The organism is Hydrogenophaga sp. YM1 (assembly GCF_016903055.1).
Lineage (GTDB): Bacteria > Pseudomonadota > Gammaproteobacteria > Burkholderiales > Burkholderiaceae_C > Hydrogenophaga > Hydrogenophaga borbori.
Map to the genome: position 1 here is coordinate 97,142 of NZ_CP070223.1, position 16,082 is coordinate 113,223.

The 16,082-nt window shown below is 71.6% G+C and carries 18 protein-coding genes; 9 read left to right on the plus strand and 9 right to left on the minus strand.

Features of this window, described 5'->3' with window-relative positions:
* Positions 1-14 precede the first annotated feature (14 nt).
* The 9 genes from JNX00_RS00460 to JNX00_RS00500 all read right to left on the minus strand — a co-directional run bounded on the left by JNX00_RS00460 (position 15) and on the right by JNX00_RS00500 (position 7,408).
* Positions 15-845 carry a TOBE domain-containing protein gene (locus tag JNX00_RS00460; RefSeq protein WP_204743782.1) on the minus strand — a complete coding sequence of 277 codons (831 nt, stop codon included), beginning with the start codon at positions 843-845 and terminating at the stop codon, positions 15-17.
* Positions 846-885: 40 nt separating this feature from the next.
* Positions 886-1,575: an ATP-binding cassette domain-containing protein gene (locus JNX00_RS00465; RefSeq protein WP_239478222.1), complete on the minus strand. Its 690-nt coding sequence runs from the start codon at positions 1,573-1,575 to the stop codon at positions 886-888.
* Positions 1,576-1,585: 10 nt separating this feature from the next.
* Positions 1,586-2,257: a molybdate ABC transporter permease subunit gene (gene modB / locus JNX00_RS00470; RefSeq protein WP_204743784.1), complete on the minus strand. Its 672-nt coding sequence runs from the start codon at positions 2,255-2,257 to the stop codon at positions 1,586-1,588.
* A 21-nt stretch (positions 2,258-2,278) separates the two neighbouring features.
* Complete coding sequence (gene modA, locus JNX00_RS00475; protein WP_070399627.1) at positions 2,279-3,034, minus strand: molybdate ABC transporter substrate-binding protein; 756 nt, start codon at positions 3,032-3,034, stop codon at positions 2,279-2,281.
* A gap of 134 nt (positions 3,035-3,168) precedes the next feature.
* Entirely contained in the window at positions 3,169-3,987 is an 819-nt protein-coding gene (locus tag JNX00_RS00480; RefSeq protein ID WP_070399626.1) for an alpha/beta fold hydrolase, read from the minus strand.
* Positions 3,988-4,073: 86 nt separating this feature from the next.
* Positions 4,074-5,027 (minus strand): branched-chain amino acid ABC transporter permease, encoded by a 954-nt coding sequence (locus JNX00_RS00485; RefSeq protein ID WP_204743785.1) that lies wholly within the window; start codon positions 5,025-5,027, stop codon positions 4,074-4,076.
* 1 nt (position 5,028) lies between these two features.
* Entirely contained in the window at positions 5,029-5,913 is an 885-nt protein-coding gene (locus tag JNX00_RS00490) for a branched-chain amino acid ABC transporter permease (protein ID WP_070399847.1), read from the minus strand.
* 5 nt (positions 5,914-5,918) lie between these two features.
* Positions 5,919-6,638 (minus strand): ABC transporter ATP-binding protein, encoded by a 720-nt coding sequence (locus JNX00_RS00495; RefSeq protein WP_204743786.1) that lies wholly within the window; start codon positions 6,636-6,638, stop codon positions 5,919-5,921.
* Positions 6,638-7,408 (minus strand): ABC transporter ATP-binding protein, encoded by a 771-nt coding sequence (locus JNX00_RS00500; RefSeq protein ID WP_070399623.1) that lies wholly within the window; start codon positions 7,406-7,408, stop codon positions 6,638-6,640. The genes JNX00_RS00495 and JNX00_RS00500 overlap by 1 nt, the downstream gene beginning before the upstream one ends.
* A 255-nt stretch (positions 7,409-7,663) precedes the next feature.
* Between JNX00_RS00500 and JNX00_RS00505 the strand changes: the two genes are divergently transcribed.
* The 9 genes from JNX00_RS00505 to mnhG all read left to right on the plus strand — a co-directional run bounded on the left by JNX00_RS00505 (position 7,664) and on the right by mnhG (position 16,067).
* On the plus strand, positions 7,664-8,776 hold the full coding sequence (locus JNX00_RS00505) for an aromatic ring-hydroxylating dioxygenase subunit alpha (RefSeq protein WP_204743787.1): 1,113 nt from the start codon (positions 7,664-7,666) through the stop codon (positions 8,774-8,776).
* Positions 8,773-9,780, plus strand: coding sequence for a PDR/VanB family oxidoreductase (locus tag JNX00_RS00510; RefSeq protein WP_204743788.1), 1,008 nt, complete (start codon positions 8,773-8,775; stop codon positions 9,778-9,780). The genes JNX00_RS00505 and JNX00_RS00510 overlap by 4 nt, the downstream gene beginning before the upstream one ends.
* A 164-nt stretch (positions 9,781-9,944) precedes the next feature.
* Positions 9,945-12,266, plus strand: a complete 2,322-nt coding sequence (gene mbhE, locus JNX00_RS00515) for a hydrogen gas-evolving membrane-bound hydrogenase subunit E (RefSeq protein ID WP_204743789.1) — start codon at positions 9,945-9,947, stop codon at positions 12,264-12,266.
* Positions 12,263-12,676, plus strand: coding sequence for an MnhB domain-containing protein (locus tag JNX00_RS00520; protein WP_204743790.1), 414 nt, complete (start codon positions 12,263-12,265; stop codon positions 12,674-12,676). The genes mbhE and JNX00_RS00520 overlap by 4 nt, the downstream gene beginning before the upstream one ends.
* On the plus strand, positions 12,676-13,071 hold the full coding sequence (locus tag JNX00_RS00525) for an NADH-quinone oxidoreductase subunit K (RefSeq protein WP_204743791.1): 396 nt from the start codon (positions 12,676-12,678) through the stop codon (positions 13,069-13,071). The genes JNX00_RS00520 and JNX00_RS00525 overlap by 1 nt, the downstream gene beginning before the upstream one ends.
* The gene (locus tag JNX00_RS00530) at positions 13,068-14,636 is read left to right on the plus strand and encodes a proton-conducting transporter membrane subunit (RefSeq protein ID WP_204743792.1); all 1,569 of its coding nucleotides are present in this window, start codon (positions 13,068-13,070) and stop codon (positions 14,634-14,636) included. Before JNX00_RS00525 ends, JNX00_RS00530 begins: the two co-directional genes overlap by 4 nt.
* The gene (locus JNX00_RS00535; protein WP_070399618.1) at positions 14,633-14,965 is read left to right on the plus strand and encodes a Na+/H+ antiporter subunit E; all 333 of its coding nucleotides are present in this window, start codon (positions 14,633-14,635) and stop codon (positions 14,963-14,965) included. The genes JNX00_RS00530 and JNX00_RS00535 overlap by 4 nt, the downstream gene beginning before the upstream one ends.
* A complete protein-coding gene (locus tag JNX00_RS00540; RefSeq protein WP_070399617.1) occupies positions 14,962-15,258 on the plus strand; it encodes a monovalent cation/H+ antiporter complex subunit F in 297 nt (98 codons plus the stop codon). Before JNX00_RS00535 ends, JNX00_RS00540 begins: the two co-directional genes overlap by 4 nt.
* Positions 15,255-16,067: a monovalent cation/H(+) antiporter subunit G gene (gene mnhG, locus JNX00_RS00545; RefSeq protein ID WP_204743793.1), complete on the plus strand. Its 813-nt coding sequence runs from the start codon at positions 15,255-15,257 to the stop codon at positions 16,065-16,067. The genes JNX00_RS00540 and mnhG overlap by 4 nt, the downstream gene beginning before the upstream one ends.
* Positions 16,068-16,082 lie beyond the last annotated feature (15 nt).

The following is a 16,082-nucleotide window of genomic DNA, read 5'->3' on the forward strand; positions in this document are numbered from 1 at the left end:
GCGGGGGCGGGCCTTCAGCTCACCACCGCCAGGATCACGTCCGAGGCCTTGATCAGCGCCGTGGCCTCGGCGCCCGGCGCCAGGCCCAACTCGGCCACGGCGGCCTGCGGCACCACGGCCACCACCTCCAGGCCGCCGTCGCAGCGCAGCAGCACCTCGGCGTTCACCGCCCCGGGCGTCACCGACTGCACGCGGCCGGGGAAGCGGTTGCGCGCCGACACGCGCGCGCCGGCCAGGTCCACCGCCAGCAGCACGGCCGAGGACTTCACCAGGGCGATCACCGCCATCTGCGGGCGCAGCGCCAGCGATTCGGTGCTGCCGCGCGTGACGATGGCCGACAGGCGCAGGCCGCCGGGCAGGCTCAGTTCGATGTCGTCGTTCACCGCGCCGGCCCGCACGGCCGCGACGGTGCCCAACCACTGGTTGCGCGCGCTGGTCTTCATATTCAGTACCTTCAGCAGCGAGAACTCCTGGTCCAGGTCCATGGCGTCCTGTTCGATCAGGCGCAGGAAGCGCTGGTGCACCGCGTGCACCAGCTCGTAGCGGTCGATGAGGCGCTGGCCGAAGTCGGTGAGCCGCGTGGCGCCGCCGCCCTTGCCGCCGATCACGCGCTCCACCACCGGCGCGCTGGCGCGCTGGTTCATGGTGTCGATGGCGTCCCAGGCGGCCTTGTAGCTCATGCCGAAGGCCTTGGCGGCGCGAGTGATGGAGCCGTGCTCGGCCACGGCGCGCAGCAGTTCGACGCGGCCATGGCCGGCCAGGCTGGCGCCACCGGACGACAACCAGAGCGCGCCGTGCACCTCCAGCGGGTTTTTGCTTCTGCGCTTGATTTTCGTCGTCGCCATCGGGGCCGCTCCTGCTGCCATCTCGCTGGCGGCGAGGATATCAGCCGCCCTTCAGGGCGTCGGCACACGCCACCACGCGACCGGCGTCCAGGCAGACCACGTCTTCGGCGAGGTGGCGCACGTCCTGCTCGTCGTGGGTGATCAGCAGCAGCGGCAGCTTCAATTCCGTCTGCAGGTCCTTGAGCTCGTCGCGCAGGCGCTGCCGCAGGGCCTTGTCCAGGGCGGCGAAGGGCTCGTCCAGCAGCAGCGCCGCGGGCCGCGACACCAAGGCGCGCGCCAGTGCCGTGCGCTGGCGCTGGCCGCCCGAGATCTGGTGCGGGTGGTGGCCAGCGACGGCGTTCAGGCCGAAGCTGGCGAGCCAGCGGTCAACGTCGGCGTTCGCTTCGTCCTTGGCCGGGTTGCGCAGGCCCCGCCGCGCCGCGAAGGCCACGTTCTGCCGCACCGTGAGGTGCGGGAACAGGGCGTAGTCCTGGAACATGTAGGCCAGGCGGCGCTGCTGCGCGCTGCTGCGCACGCCGCGCTCGCTGTCGAACAGCACGCGGCCGGCAACGGCGATGCGGCCCGCCTCGGGCGCCAGGATGCCCGCGACCATCTTGAGCGTCAGCGTCTTGCCCGCGCCCGAGGGGCCAAACAGCACCACGCGCGGCGCGGGCGAGCGGAACGCCAGGTCCAGCTCGAAGCGCGCGTGGCCTTGCCGCAGGGTCTTGCGCAGGGTGATGTCCCAGGTCAAGGCCAGCCCCTCATCGCGACGCCACGCGGCCCGGCACCAGCCGGCCGGCGAGCAGCAGCACCGCCACGCACACGGCCGAGGCGACGAGCACCAGGACATTGGCCGTGCCGTCCTGCCCCGCCTGCACCGCCTCGTAGACGGCGATGGAGAGCGTCTGCGTCTTGCCAACGATGCTGCCCGCCACCATGAGCGTGGCGCCGAACTCGCCCAGCGCGCGCGCAAAGGCCAGCAGCAGGCCGGCGAGGATGCCGCGCCAGGCCAGCGGCAGCGTCACGCGAAAGAAGATCGGCCATTCGCCGAGGCCCAGGGTGCGCGCGGCGTCTTCGAGTTGCGGGTCCACCGTTTCGAAGGCGGCGCGCGCGGCCTTGAACACCAGCGGGAAGGCCACGATGGTGGCGGCGATGATGGCCGCCTCCACCGTGAAGATGAGCCGGATGCCGAAGTGCTGCAGCAGCCAGGCGCCGATCACGCCCTGGCTGCCGATGACCACCAGCAGGTAGTAGCCCAGCACGGTGGGCGGCATCACCAGGGGCAGGGTGAGCGCGGCGTCCAGCACGTCGCGGCCGGGGAAACGAAGGCGCGCCAGCGCGTAGCCCACCGCCGTGCCCAGGAACAGGTTGAGCGCGGTGGCCCAACCCGCCACCTTCAAGGTGAGCAGCAGGGGGGTCCAGGCCTCGGCCACGGCAGGTACCGACGCGCGGGTTCAGGGTCTGCCGAAGCCGTACCTGGACAGCACCGCCTGGGCCGGCGGCGTGAACAGGAAGTCGACGAACTTCTCGCCCATGGCGGCGTTCGGCCCCGCGGGCAACGGGGCCACGGGGTAGAGGATGGCCTTGGGCGTGGGCACGGTCAGCGCCACCTTGACCTTGTCGGCCATCAGCGCGGCGTCGGTGGCGTACACAAAGCCCGCGTCGACCTCGCCGCGCTGCACGTAGTCCAGCGCCTGGCGCACGTTGGTGGCGCCCACCATCTTGGACTCGATGGCGCCCCACAGGCCGGCCCCTTCGAGCACGTCCCTGGTGTAGCGGCCCACGGGCACGCTGGCGGGCAGGCCGATGGCGATGCGGGCGTATTCCGGCCGAGTGAGATCGGCCACCGACCGGGGCCGCAGGGCGCTGGCCTGGGGCACGATGACCACCAGGCTGTTGGAGACGAAGTCGCGGCGCTGCGTGGGCTTGATGAGGTTCTGGGCCTGCGCCCGGTCCATGGTTTCCTGGTCGGCGCTGGCGAACACGTCGACCGGCGCGCCTTTGGCGATCTGCTGCAGCAGCACGCCGGAGGCCGCGAAGTTCAGTTGCACCTTGGTGCCGGCGTGGGCGGCCTCGAACAGCGGCGCGATGTCCTTGAAGGCGTTCGTCAGGCTGGCGGCGGCCGAGACGGTGAGGTCGGCGGCTTGCGCGGCGAGGGACAGGCCGGCGGTGAGGACGACGGCCAGGGTGTGGGTCAGGCGGTGGTGCATGCGGGAGCCTCGGTCACGATCGCTATATATGACTGAATATAGCGTATCGCCAGGCATGGCCACCGGCCCTCCGCTGAGGTTTCTGAAGCCGCGGGGAATCCGGCGCTTGCCTGGCGCTGTCGCGCAGCCCGCGCTCAGGCGCTCGCCGTCACCCGCTCCAGCAGGCGCATGACCATCGCGGCCACCGCGTCGGGCCGCTCGATCTGCACCAGATGCCGCGCAGCGGGGATCACCGTCAGGCGCGCCTCCCGGATGCCGCGCTGCAGCGCCTGCGACATGGCCACCGGCGTGGCGAAGTCCTCTTCGCCCACGATGATGGACGTGGGCACCCGGATGCGCGGCAACAGGTGGCGACCGTCGAAGCGTCCCAGCATTTCCGACAGCGCGGCGAACGCGGTCACGTCGTTGCCCAGGAAGGTGCGCACGCAGCGCTCGACCACGTCGGGCCGGCTGACCCGAAATGCGTCGCTGAACCAGCGGGTTTCCTGGAAGGGGATCATGGCCGCCAGGCCTTCCTCGCGGGCGCGGCGCGCGCGGGCGTTCCAGTTCAGGCCCGCGTCGGGGCCGTACCAGGCGGTGCTGTCCACCAGGCCCAAGGCTTGCACGCGCTCGGCGTGGTGGGCCACGAAGTCCAGCGACACGCAGCCGCCGAGCGAGGCGCCGACGAGCACGGTGCGCGCCCAGCCCACGTGGTCGAGCACGTCGCGCAAGTCGCGCGCCAGGCGCTCGGTGCCGTAAGGCGGCGGGGGTTTGTCGGAGCGGCCGTGGCCGCGCATGTCCAGGCAGAGCAGGCTGGCCAGACCGGCCAGGCGCTCGCTCACCGGGCCCCACAGCGCGTGGTCCATGCCCAGGGAATGCAGGAAGGCGATGCGCGGCAGGCCGGGGGCGGCCTCGCGCAGGCTGAAGGCGATGCGCGTGCCGTCGTCGGCGCGGGCGTGCTGCAGCGCCGGCATCCGCACGCGTTCCGGCGCCGAGCCGGCCCTGGCCGGGTGGGCCCCCTCGGGAGGCAGTGGGCCGCGGGGCAGTGGCGCCTGGGCGCTCATGACTTCCAGCCCATGATGCCCTTTCGGAACAACAGCACCGAGAAGATGAACAGCACGCCCATGGCGGTGGTGACCGACTCGCCCAGCGCGGTAAAGCCGCTCCAGCCGCTCAGGTGGGTGAGCGCCTGGCCCAGCTGACCGAGCTTGCCCTCGAGCAGCAGGATGGCGCTGGCGCCCACGAGCGGGCCGGTGAGCGTGCCCACCCCACCGATCATCGTCATGAGGATGACCTGGCCCGAGGCCAGCCAGTGCACGTCGGTCAGCGACGCGAAGCCGAGCACCAGGGTCTTGAGCGAACCGGCCAGGCCCGCGAGCGCCGCCGACAGCACGAAGGCCATGAGCTTCACGCGGTCGGCGTCGTAGCCCAGCGACGTGGCGCGCGGCTCGTTCTCGCGCACGCCCTTGAGCACCTGGCCGAAAGGCGAGGCGATGGCGCGCGCGATGAGCAGGAAGGCGCCGGTCGCGATGGCCACCGTCAGGTAGTACATGTTCAGATCGTCTCGCAAGTCGATGAAGCCGAACAGCACGCCGCGCGGCACGCCCTGCAGGCCGTCCTCGCCGCCCGTGGCCGGGATCTGCACCGCCACGAAGTACACCAGCTGCGCGAGCGCGAGCGTGATCATCGAGAAGTAGATGCCCTGGCGGCGGATGGCCAGCACGCCGAACACCCAGCCCAGCAGCGCGCCGGCCGCGGTGCCCGCGAGCAGACCCAGCTCGGGCGGCAGGCCCCAGGCCTTCATGGCGAGGCCAGCCACGTAGGCCGAGCCGCCGAAGAACGCTGCGTGGCCGAAGGACAGCAGGCCCGCGTAGCCCAGCAGCAGGTTAAAGGCCGAGGCGAACAGCGCGAAGCACAGCAGCTTCATGAGGAAGATGGGATACGCCCCGAGGAATGGGGCCGCCAACAGGCCCGCGAGCAGCAGGCCATAGCCGATGGTGGGCAGGCGCTTCATGTCAACGCTCCTTTCCGAACAGGCCGGCGGGACGCAGCAACAGCACGATCGCCATCACCACGAAGACCACGGTGGCCGATGCCTCGGGGTACACGACCTTGGTGAGGCCCTCGAGCACGCCCAGGCCGAGCCCGGTGAGGATGGCACCCATGATCGACCCCATGCCGCCGATCACCACCACCGCGAAAACCACGATGATCAGGTTCTGCCCCATGAGAGGCGAGACCTGCATCACTGGCGCCGCGAGCACGCCCGCGAAGGCCGCCAGGCCCACGCCGAACGCGTAGGTGAGCATCACCATCAGGGGCACGTTGATGCCGAAGGCCTCGACGAGCTTGGGGTTCTCGGTGCCGGCGCGCAGGTAGGCGCCCAGGCGCGTGCGCTCGATGAGGTACCAGGTGGCGAAGCACACCGTGAGCGAAGCCACCACCACCCAGATGCGGTAGTTGGGCAAAAACATGAAACCCAGCTGCGTGGCGCCTTGCAGGGCTTCGGGCGCGTTGTAGGGCAGGCCCGAGGCACCGAAGATGGCACGCAGCACGCCCTCCAGTACCAGGGTGATGCCCAGCGTGAGCAACATGCCGTACAGGTGGTCGAGCCGGTAGATCCAGCGCAGCAAGGTGCGCTCGATGGCGATGCCGAAGGCCCCCACCAGCAGCGGCGCCAGCAGCAGCATGGCCCAGTAGTTGATGCCGAAGTGGTTGAGGCCGATCCAGGTGAGCACCGCGCCCAGCATGAACAGCGCGCCGTGCGCGAAGTTGATGACGTGCAGCAGACCGAAGATGACCGCCAGGCCCAGGCTGAGGATGGCGTAGAAGGAGCCGTTGACCAGGCCCAGCAGCAACTGGCTGAGCAGGACGGGCAGGGGGATGTCGAGTAGTGGCATGGGGTTCACACGCCGAGCAGCTCGTTGAGCAGCGGCATCTTGGCCTGGAGGTCGGTGGCGCTGAAGGCCTCCACCACGCGGCCGTGCTCCATCACGTAGAAGCGGTCGGCCAGGGGCGCGGCGAACCGAAAGTTCTGCTCCACCATGAGCACGGTGTATCCCTTGGCCCTCAGGGTGCGGATCATCTGGGCGAGCGCCTGCACGATCACCGGCGCCAGGCCTTCCGATATCTCGTCGAGCAGCAGCAGCCGCGCGCCCGTGCGCAGGATGCGGCCCACGGCCAGCATCTGCTGCTCGCCGCCGGACAGGCGCGTGCCCGGGCTCTGGCGGCGCTCCGCGAGGTTGGGGAACATGGCGTAGATCTCGTCCTCGCTCATGGCGGCCCCCGCACCGATCCGCCCCCCTTTGAGCCGGGGCGGCAGCAGCAGGTTTTCCTCCACCGACAGGCTGGCAAAGATGCCGCGCTCCTCGGGGCAGTAGCCGATGCCCAGCGGCGCGATGCGGAAAGTGGGCAGGGCGATGGTTTCCTGGCCGAAAACCTGGATGCTGCCCTGGCGCGCACCCGTCAAGCCCATGATGGCGCGCAGCGTCGAGGTGCGGCCCGCGCCATTGCGCCCCAACAGCGTGACGACCTCGCCCTCGCGGACTTCCATCTCCACACCGTGCAGCACGTGCGATTCGCCGTACCAGGCGTGCAGGTCCCGGATGCGCAGCGCGGCAGCCATCAGTGCGCTCCCTCGAGCGCCGTCGCCTCGGCGCCCATGTAGGCCTCCAGCACGCGCGGGTCGGTGGATACCTCGGCGTAGCGGCCCTCGGCCAGCACGGCGCCGCGCTGAAGCACGGTGATGGTGTCGGCGATGGTGGAGACCACGGCCATGTTGTGCTCCACCATGAGCACGGTGCGCCCCACCGCCACGCGGCGGATGAGTTCGGTGACGCGGTGCACGTCTTCGTGGCCCATGCCCTGCGTGGGCTCGTCCAGGAGCATGAGCTTGGGGTCCATGGCCAGTGTGGTGGCGATCTCCAGCGCCCGCTTGCGGCCGTAGGACAGGTTCACGCAGGTCTCGTGCGCGAAGGATTCGAGGCCCACCTCGGCGAGCAGCTCCATGGCGCGGCCGTGCAGGTGGTGCAGCGAGCGCTCGGGCTTCCAGAAGTGGTAGGTGCTGCCCAGCGCGCGCTGCAGGCCCAGGCGCACGTTCTCCAGCACCGTGAGGTGGGGGAACACGGCGGAGATCTGGAACGAGCGGATGACGCCACGGCGAGCGATGTCGGCGGGCTTCTCGCGGGTGATGTCACGGCCCTGGAAAAAGATGCTGCCGCTGCTGGGCTCCAGGAACTTGGTGAGCAGGTTGAAGCAGGTCGTCTTGCCCGCGCCATTGGGGCCGATGAGCGCGTGGATGCTGCCCTCGCGCACGCTGAGGTTCACGTCGCTCACGGCGGCGAAGCCCTTGAACGCTTTGGTGAGGTGGTGGGTTTGCAGAATGATCGGGGGCATCGGCGCTGGCGGCGTGGGGACGGCGTCTCGTTCTCGAATGGGCGCGGATGCTAGCCATGGGGGCGATGGGGCGCCAACGAGAGTTTTTCATGCGGGCATGAGCCCCGCACGGCCGCCCGAACTCCGACTCATGGCCCCATGAAGAACTCTCGTTTGCGGCACCTTCGTCGCTCGGCTAGCCTTTCGCAGCCCCGGAATTCCCTTCAGGGAACCACCGACCGCACCGCTGACGAGAAGAGACAAGGACACCACGCCATGACCCAAGCCGCCCCCACCCTCACCGAGAAGCCGCTGGTTCGCGCCGCCGCGGCACCTGCCACCAGCCGCTTCATCCGCAACACCTGGTACGTGGCCATGTGGTCCGCCGATCTGGAGCCGGGAAAGCTGGTCTCGCGCACCCTCCTCAACGAGCCCATCGTGTTCTTTCGCAAGGAGGACGGCGGCATCGCCGCCATGACCGATCGTTGCTCGCACCGCTTCGCGCCGCTGTCCATGGGCAAGCTCATGTCCGGCGACCGCGTGCAGTGCATCTACCACGGCCTGGAGTTCGGCGCCGACGGCCAATGCGTGAAGAACCCGCACGGCAACTGCACCATCCCGGCCGCGGCCCACCTGAAGTCCTACACCGTGATCGAGCGCCACACCCTGCTGTGGATCTGGATGGGCGACAAGGCGCCCGATCCGGCGAAGATCCCCGACTACAGCTGTCTGGACGACCGGCCCGCGATGCACATCACCAAGCCGGGCTACCTGACGGTGGACGCCGGCTACGAACTGGTGGTGGACAACCTGCTGGACCTGAGCCACACCTCCTACGTGCACGCGGGCATCCTGGGCAACGCCGACACGGTGGAGGCCGACATCAAGGTGGAACAGAAGGGCGACGTGGTGGCCGTGAGCCGGCCCTCCAAGAACGCCGACACCCCGGGCATCCTGAAGATGATGAGCCCGCCCGGCTTCGAGCGCGGCGACCAGTGGAGCACCATCAGCTGGTACGCGCCCTGCTACATGATCCTGGAGTTCGGCGTGAGCAAGCCGGGCGAGCCCAAGGAAAAGGGCACGGGCTACTTCGCGCTGCACCTGCTCACGCCCGAGACCGAGCGCACCACGCACTACCACTACTCGGCCGCGCGCTGGAACGTGCTGACCGAAGGCGACGAGAAGAACAGCGCCATCCGCGACAAAATCTTCGAGATGCGCACCTTCGCCTTTGCCGAGCAGGACGTGCCCGTGATCGAGGCGCAGCAGCGGCTGATGGACCAGTCGCGCGAGCCCTTGTCGCCGGTGCTGCTGGCGATCGACGCCGGCCCGACGCGCTACCGCCGCGTGCTGGAGCGCCTGCTGAGCGAAGACGCCAAGCCGGAATGAGCTCGCCGGTGAATGCCCCGGTGAGCGACGCCGCCATCGACGCCGACGCGCGCCCCGGCGCCCCCCTGGACGTTCGCATTGCGCGCCGCGAAGACACCGCCACCGACACCGTGGCGCTGGAGCTGGTGGCGCTCGACGGCGGCGAGCTGCCGCCCTTCGAGGCCGGTGCGCACGTGGACGTGGTGGTGGCGCCTGGCCTGATGCGCCAGTACTCGCTGTGCAACGACCCGCGCGAGCGCCACCGCTACCGCCTGGGCGTGCTGCGGGACCCGGCTTCGCGGGGAGGCTCCGAGAGCGTGCACCGGCACTTCGCCGAAGGGCAGGTCATCCGCATTGGCCGCCCCCGTTGCAACTTTCCCCTGGCCGCGGACGACCGCCCCGCCGTGCTGGTGGCCGGCGGCATCGGCATCACGCCGCTGCTGTCCATGGCGCACGCGCTGCACGCGCGCGGCACACCCTTCGTGCTGCACCACTGCGCGCGCAGCGCGGACCGCGCCGCCTTCGCGCACGAACTCGCGGCCAGCGCCTTCGCGCCGTCGGTGCGATCGCACCACGACGATGGCCCGCCCGCGCAGCGCTTCGCGCTCGACGAGGCCCTGGCCGACACCCGCGGGCATCTGTATGTATGCGGCCCCGAGGGCTTCATCGAATTCGTCACCCAGGGCGCGGCCGCGCGCGGCTGGCCCGCGGAGCGGGTGCACGTGGAGCACTTCAAGGCCGGGGTCTCGCAGACCGGCACCGCTTTCACCGTGGTGGCGGCGCGCAGCGGCGTGTCGGTGCAGGTGCCCGAAGGCAGGAGCGTGGCGCAGGCGCTGATCGAGGCGGGCGTGGACATTCCGCTGTCCTGCGAGCAGGGCATTTGCGGCACCTGCCTGGTGCCGGTGCTGGAGGGCACGCCCGAGCACCGCGACGAGTACCAGACCGACGAGGAAAAAGCCGCCAACACGCACATGACGCCGTGCTGCTCGCGGGCGCGCTCGGCGCGGCTGGTGCTGGACGTCTGACGGCGTTCATTTCGCGCGACGCGGCGCGGCGCCGACGTTCACTCGGCTGAACACGCGCGGGCGGCCCACCCACGCAAGTGCTTGATTCACAAGGCCCGCGCGGCGCGCGATGAGGCGGCACGGCGCTTGCGCCAGTGCAGGCAGGGACTTCACCCCGCCTGCCCATGCCGCTCACCCTGCTCGTCCTCACCGCCCTGTTGTCCGCGCCCCTGCTGTGGGCGCTGCTGCGCTGGCGCGCGCCCCTGGCCGCGCTGGCCTGGCTGCTGCCGGCCGCGCTGTGCGCCGGCTTCGCCGGCCTGCTGCCCGAGGTGCTGGCCAACGGCGCGCACGTAGAGGTCACGCCGTGGATCCCCAGCCTGGGCGTCGCCCTGGCGCTGCGGGCCGACGGCCTGTCGCTGCTGTTCGCGCTGCTGATCACGGGCATCGGCAGCTTCATCTTCCTGTACGCCGCCCGCTACCTCGCGGGGCACGCGGACATCGCGCGCTTCTTCGCGCGGCTCACGCTGTTCATGGGCGCGATGCTGGGCGCGGTGCTGGCCGACGACCTGATCGCGCTGCTGGTGTTCTGGGAGCTCACCAGCCTGGCGTCCTTCCTGCTGATCGGCTTCACGCCCGAGCAGGTGGCCTCGCGGCGCGCGGCCCAGCAGGGCCTGCTCATCACCGTGAGCGGCGGACTGGCGCTGCTGGCCGGCGCCCTCCTGCTGGGGCAGGCCGCGGGCACGTTCCGGATCTCGGAGATCCTGGCCATGGACGGGCTCGCTTCGCACGCGAACACGGCCTGGGTGATCGCGCTGGTGGCGCTGGGCGCCTTCGCCAAGTCGGCCCAGGTGCCGCTGCACGCCTGGCTGCCCAACGCCATGGTGGCGCCCACGCCGGTGTCGGCCTTCCTGCACTCGGCCACCATGGTCAAGCTGGGGGTGTACCTGCTGGCGCGCCTGAACCCCGTGTATGGCGAGCATCCGCTGTGGACCGGCCTGCTGCTCACGGCCGGCCTGGCCACCATGCTCACCGGCGCGCTGCTGTCGCTGCGCGAGACCGACCTCAAGCGCGTGCTGGCGTATTCGACGGTGGTGTCGCTGGGCACCCTGGTCACGCTGATCGCGCTGCCGCACCCGCTGGCGGCCACGGCCATGGTGGCCTTCCTCATCGTGCACGCGCTCTACAAGGCCTGCCTATTCATGGTGGCGGGCATCGTGGACCACGAGGCCGGCACGCGCGACAGCACGCGCCTGGGCGGCCTGGCGCGGCGCATGCCGCTGACGGCGGCCACCGCGCTGCTGGCCGGCCTGTCCATGGCCGGGCTGCCGCCCTTCGTGGGCTTCGTGGCCAAGGAGCTGGTGTACGAGGCCCAGCTCAGCGGCAGCGCGTCCTGGCTGCCGGTGGCGGTGGCCATCGTGGCCAACGCGGTGATGGTGGCGGTGGCCGGCGTGGTCACGGTGCGCGCTTTCTGGGGACCGCTGCGTCCCACGCCCCACACGCCGCACGACCCGCCGCTGGCCATGTGGATCGGCCCCGCGCTGCTGGCCGCGCTGGGCCTGCTGCTGGGCCTGGCGCCCGGGCTGGCCGGCGATCTGGTGCAGGCCGCCGCGAGCGCCGTGGCCGGCCGCGCCACCGCGGCCACGCTGTCGCTGTGGCACGGCCTCACGCCCATGCTGGCGCTGAGCGCCTTCACCCTGGCCTTGGGCCTGGCGATCTACCGCGGCTGGAACCGCCTGCACCGCACCCTGGCGGCGCGCGAGGCCATCGCCACCCACGGCCCCGACGCGGCCTACGACCGCGCCATGGCCGCGCTGCCGCGCCTGGCCCTGTGGCAGACGCAAGCCATCCAGTCGGGCAGCCTGCGCCGCTACCTGGGCGCCACGCTGGCGGTGGTGGGCGGGGCGGTGGGCCTGACGGCGTTCGCGCGCGGCGCGCTGGCCTGGCCCGGCCTGGACGGCGCGGCGTCGCTGTACGCGCTGCTGCCGGCGCTGCTGCTGCTGGCGGCCTGGGCCGTGGTGCGCGCGCGCGGCTTCCTGCGCGGCATGGTGGCGGCGGGCATGGTGGGCTTCGGCCTGGCGCTGGTGTTCCTGTTCCATGGCGCGCCGGACCTGGCGTTCACCCAGTTCTCGGTGGAGGCCGTGGCCATCGTGGTGCTGCTGGCCATCGTGGGGCGTTTGCCCTTCGCGCGCGAGGACGCGCGCACCGCGCCGCAGCGCCGGGTGGACGCGGTCATCGCCATCGGCTTCGGCGCGGTGGCCTCGCTGCTGCTGCTGTCGGTGCTGGCCACGCCCTTCGATGAGCGCCTGTCCGACTTCTTCCGCGCCGCGAGCGTGCCCGAGGCCCACGGCCGCAACCTGGTGAACGTGATCATCGTGGACTTCCGCGCCCTGGACACGCTGGGCGAGATCACGGTGCTGGCGCTGGCCGCGCTGGCGGCGGCCGCGGTGCTGGCGGGCACGCGGCGCTCGCGCGGCGCCGCCGATGAGCCAGAGGAGGGCGCGGCATGAACTCCCCCATCCTGAACGTGGCCGGGCGCATGCTCTTGCCCCTGGCCCTGCTGTTCTCGCTGTACCTCCTCTGGCGCGGCCACAACGCGCCCGGCGGCGGCTTCGTCGGTGGCCTGGTGGCGGCGGCCGGCTTCACGGTGCACGCGCTGCCGCGCGGGCGCGCGGCCCTGCTGAAGGCCCTGCGCTGGCCACCGGCCTCGATCGCGGGCACCGGCCTGTTGCTGGCCCTGGCCTCGGGCCTGCCCGCGCTGTTTTTGCAGACGCCCTTCCTCACGCACCAGTGGCAGTTCTGGGACAAGGGCTTCGCGCTGAGCACGGCGCTGGTGTTCGACATCGGCGTGTACCTCGCGGTGCTGGGCGCGGTGTGCGCGTTTGTGGGTTACTACCTCGGCGAGGAGGCCGATCACTGATGGAAACCCTCTACGCCCTGAGCTTCGGCGCCTTGCTCGCCGCCGCGCTGTACCTGCTCATGTCGCGCCAGCTGCTGCGCATGGTGTTGGGCCTGCTGCTGCTCGGCAACGCGGTGAACCTGGCCATCTTCGTCGCTGGCCGGCTGTCGTCCAACACGCCGCCGCTCGTGCCCGAGGGCGCCCTGGGCATGGCCACCAGCGCCAACCCGCTGCCGCAGGCGCTGATCCTCACCGCCATCGTCATCTCCTTCTCGCTCGTCGCCTTCACCGTGGTGCTGTTCGAGCGCGCCCACCGCGCCCTCGGCACCCTGGACCCCGACGCCATGCGCGAGGCCGAGCCGCGCGCCGAGGACACGCCCGCGCGCGCCGCCGCACCACAGGGGCTCGTCCAGTGACGCCGCACCTGCTGCTCACCCTGCCCGTGGCCGTGCCCCTGGCCACGCTGGCCCTGTGCGCCCTGCTGCAGTCCAGGCCCGCGTTGCAACGCGCCATCAGCCTGCTGGGCAGCGCCGGCCTGCTGATCGCCAGCGGACTGCTGCTGCGCGCCGTGCTCGACGGCACCGTGCTCGCCACCCAGTTCGGCAGCTGGGCCGCGCCCTTCGGCATCAGCTTCGTGGCCGACCGCTTCGCCGCCGCCATGGTGGTCATCACCGGCCTCATGGCCGTGGCGGTGTCGGTCTACGCGCTGGCCAGCGGCGCCAGGGAACGCGAAAGGGCCTGGTTCCACCCGCTGTACCACGGCCTGCTGCTGGGCGTCACCGGCGCCTTCCTCACGGGCGACATCTTCAACCTCTACGTGTGGTTCGAGATCATGCTGATCGCGTCCTTCGGGCTGCTGGTGCAGGGCGGCACGCGCGCGCAGCTCGACGCGGGCGTGAAGTACGTGGTGCTCAACCTGCTGGTCACCACGCTGTTCCTGCTGGGCGTGGGCCTGCTCTATGGCCTCACCGGCACGCTCAACATGGCGGACCTGTCGCTGGCCCTGCCCGAGGTGCCGAACCAGGGCCTGGTGGCCACGCTGGCGCTGCTGTTCCTGCTGGCCTTCGGCGCCAAGGCGGCGGTGTTCCCGCTGTTCTTCTGGCTGCCGGCCGCGTACCACACGGCCAGCGCGCCGGTGGTGGCGATCTTCGCGGCCCTGCTCACCAAGGTGGGCGTGTACGCCATCCTGCGCTGCTTCACGCTGGTGTTCGGCGGCACGCTGGACTTCATCGGTCCCATCGTGGGCGCGCTGGCCGCGCTGACCATGGTCACGGGCGTGCTGGGCGCGGCGGCGCACTACGACGTGCGGCGCATCCTGTCCTTCCACATCATCAGCCAGATCGGCTACATGCTGGTGGGCCTGGCCGTGGCCACGCCGCTGGCGATCGCGGGCGCGGTGCTCTATGTGCTGCACCACATCGTGGTGAAGGCCAACCTGTTCCTGATCGCGGGCGCGATCCGCCTGGCCGGCGGCTCGTACGAACTCAAGCGCATCGGCGGCCTGCACCGCAGCGCGCCGCTGCTGGCCCTGCTGTTCGTGGTGCCCGCGCTGTCGCTCGCGGGGCTGCCGCCGCTGTCCGGCTTCTGGGCCAAGTTCCTGGTCATCCGCGCCAGCCTGGAAGCCGGCCACGTGGCGCTGGCCGTGGTGGCGCTGGTGGTGGGCGCGCTCACGCTGTACTCCATGCTCAAGATCTGGAACGAGGCCTTCTGGAAGGCGCCGAGCGAGCTGTCGATGCGCGCCGCGGGCGAGTGGCGCGCGCGCGGTGCGGCGCGCGCGGTGTTGCTGCTGCCCATCGCCGCGCTGGCCGCCCTCACGCTGACGATCGGCCTGTGGACCGAGCCCTTCGTCGACTTCTCCCTGCGCGCGGCCGAACAGATGCTGGGCCGCGAGGCCTATGTGCAGGCCGTGCTGGGCGCCGCCGCGCCCGCCCCGGCCCTCCCGCCCCTCTTGCCCCCCTTGCCCGAAGGAGCCGCCCCATGAAACCTCTGCTGCGCCGCGCGCGCGCCTGGCTGGTGCTGGCCGGCCTGTTCGCGCGCGAACTCACGCTGTCGGTGCACGACGTGCTGCGCGCCGTGCTGCGGCCTTCGCGCGTGCAGCGCAGCGGTATCGTTGCCGTGCCGCTGAGCCTGCAGGGCGACACCGCCATCGCGCTGCTGGCCAACCTGGTGACGCTCACGCCGGGCACCACCAGCCTGCACCTGTCCGAGGACAGGGGCGTGCTCTACGTGCACGCCATGAACCTGAGCGACGAGACCGTCGCGCAAATCCAGAGCGGCTTCGAGCGCCGCGTGAAGGAGTGCCTGGAATGAACCCCACCCTGTTCGATGGCGTGCTGACGCTCAGCGCGCTGCTGCTGGCGGGAGCGGTGCTGGCCGCGGGCGTGCGCATCGTGCGCGGACCGGCCGCCGCCGACCGCGTGATCGCGCTGGACATGCTGGGCCTGATCGGCGTGGCCGCCGCCGGGCTGGCCGCGCTGGTGGCGGACGCGCCGGCCTTCGTGGACATCGCCCTGGGCGTGGCGCTGGTGGGCTTCCTGGCCACCGTGGCCTTCGCCGGTTTCATCGCGCGCGCCGCGCGGCCCACCGGGGAGGAACGGCCATGAGCGGGTGGATCGGATCGGCGCTGCTGCTGGGCGGCGCGCTGTTGTGCCTGCTCGCGGCGCTGGGCGTGCTGCGCCTGCCCGACTTCTTCATGCGCATGCACGCGGCCACCAAGGCTGGCGTGGCCGGCAGCGGCCTGGTGCTGCTGGGCGTGGCGGCGCTGCAGGGCGACACGGCAACCTGGGTCAAGGCCGCGCTGGCGGTGCTGTTCCTGCTGCTCACCACGCCGGTGGCGGGCCACCTCATCGGCCGCGCGGGCTACGTGAGCGGCGTACCGCTGTGGCGCGGCACGCGCGAGGACGCGCTGCGCGGCGTGCTGCCGCGCGGCGGCCTGGACGAGCACGCCCCCGCGGACGCGGCACCGGTCCGGCGCGTGGTGCTGGCGCTGGCCGCCGGGCCGCACATCGACGCCGCCATCGCGCAGGCGGTGGCGCTGGCGCGGCGCCATGGCGCCGAGCTGTGCGGCGTGGCGGTGATCGATCTGCCGCGCCTGCAGAACGTGGGGCCGGTGCCGATCGGCGCGGGCTGGCACGCGCAGCGTCTGCGCGAGCACCGCATCGCCCAGGCCCGCCAGGCGGCGGCCGACGTGATCGAGCGCTTCGAATCCGCCGCCCGCGCCAGCGGCCTGGCCTGGTCGGCGCGGCTGGAGGAGGGCCGGCCGCGCGCCGTGCTGCGCGCCTGCTGCGACGACGCCACCGTGCTCACGGTGGCCGCCGAGGGCTGGTTCGACCAGGGCGTGCTGGACCTGCGCGTGGACGTGGCCAGCCGCCTCGACCTGCCCGGCCTGCGGCCGCCGCGCGTGCTGCGCTGAGCGCGGGCCTACGAT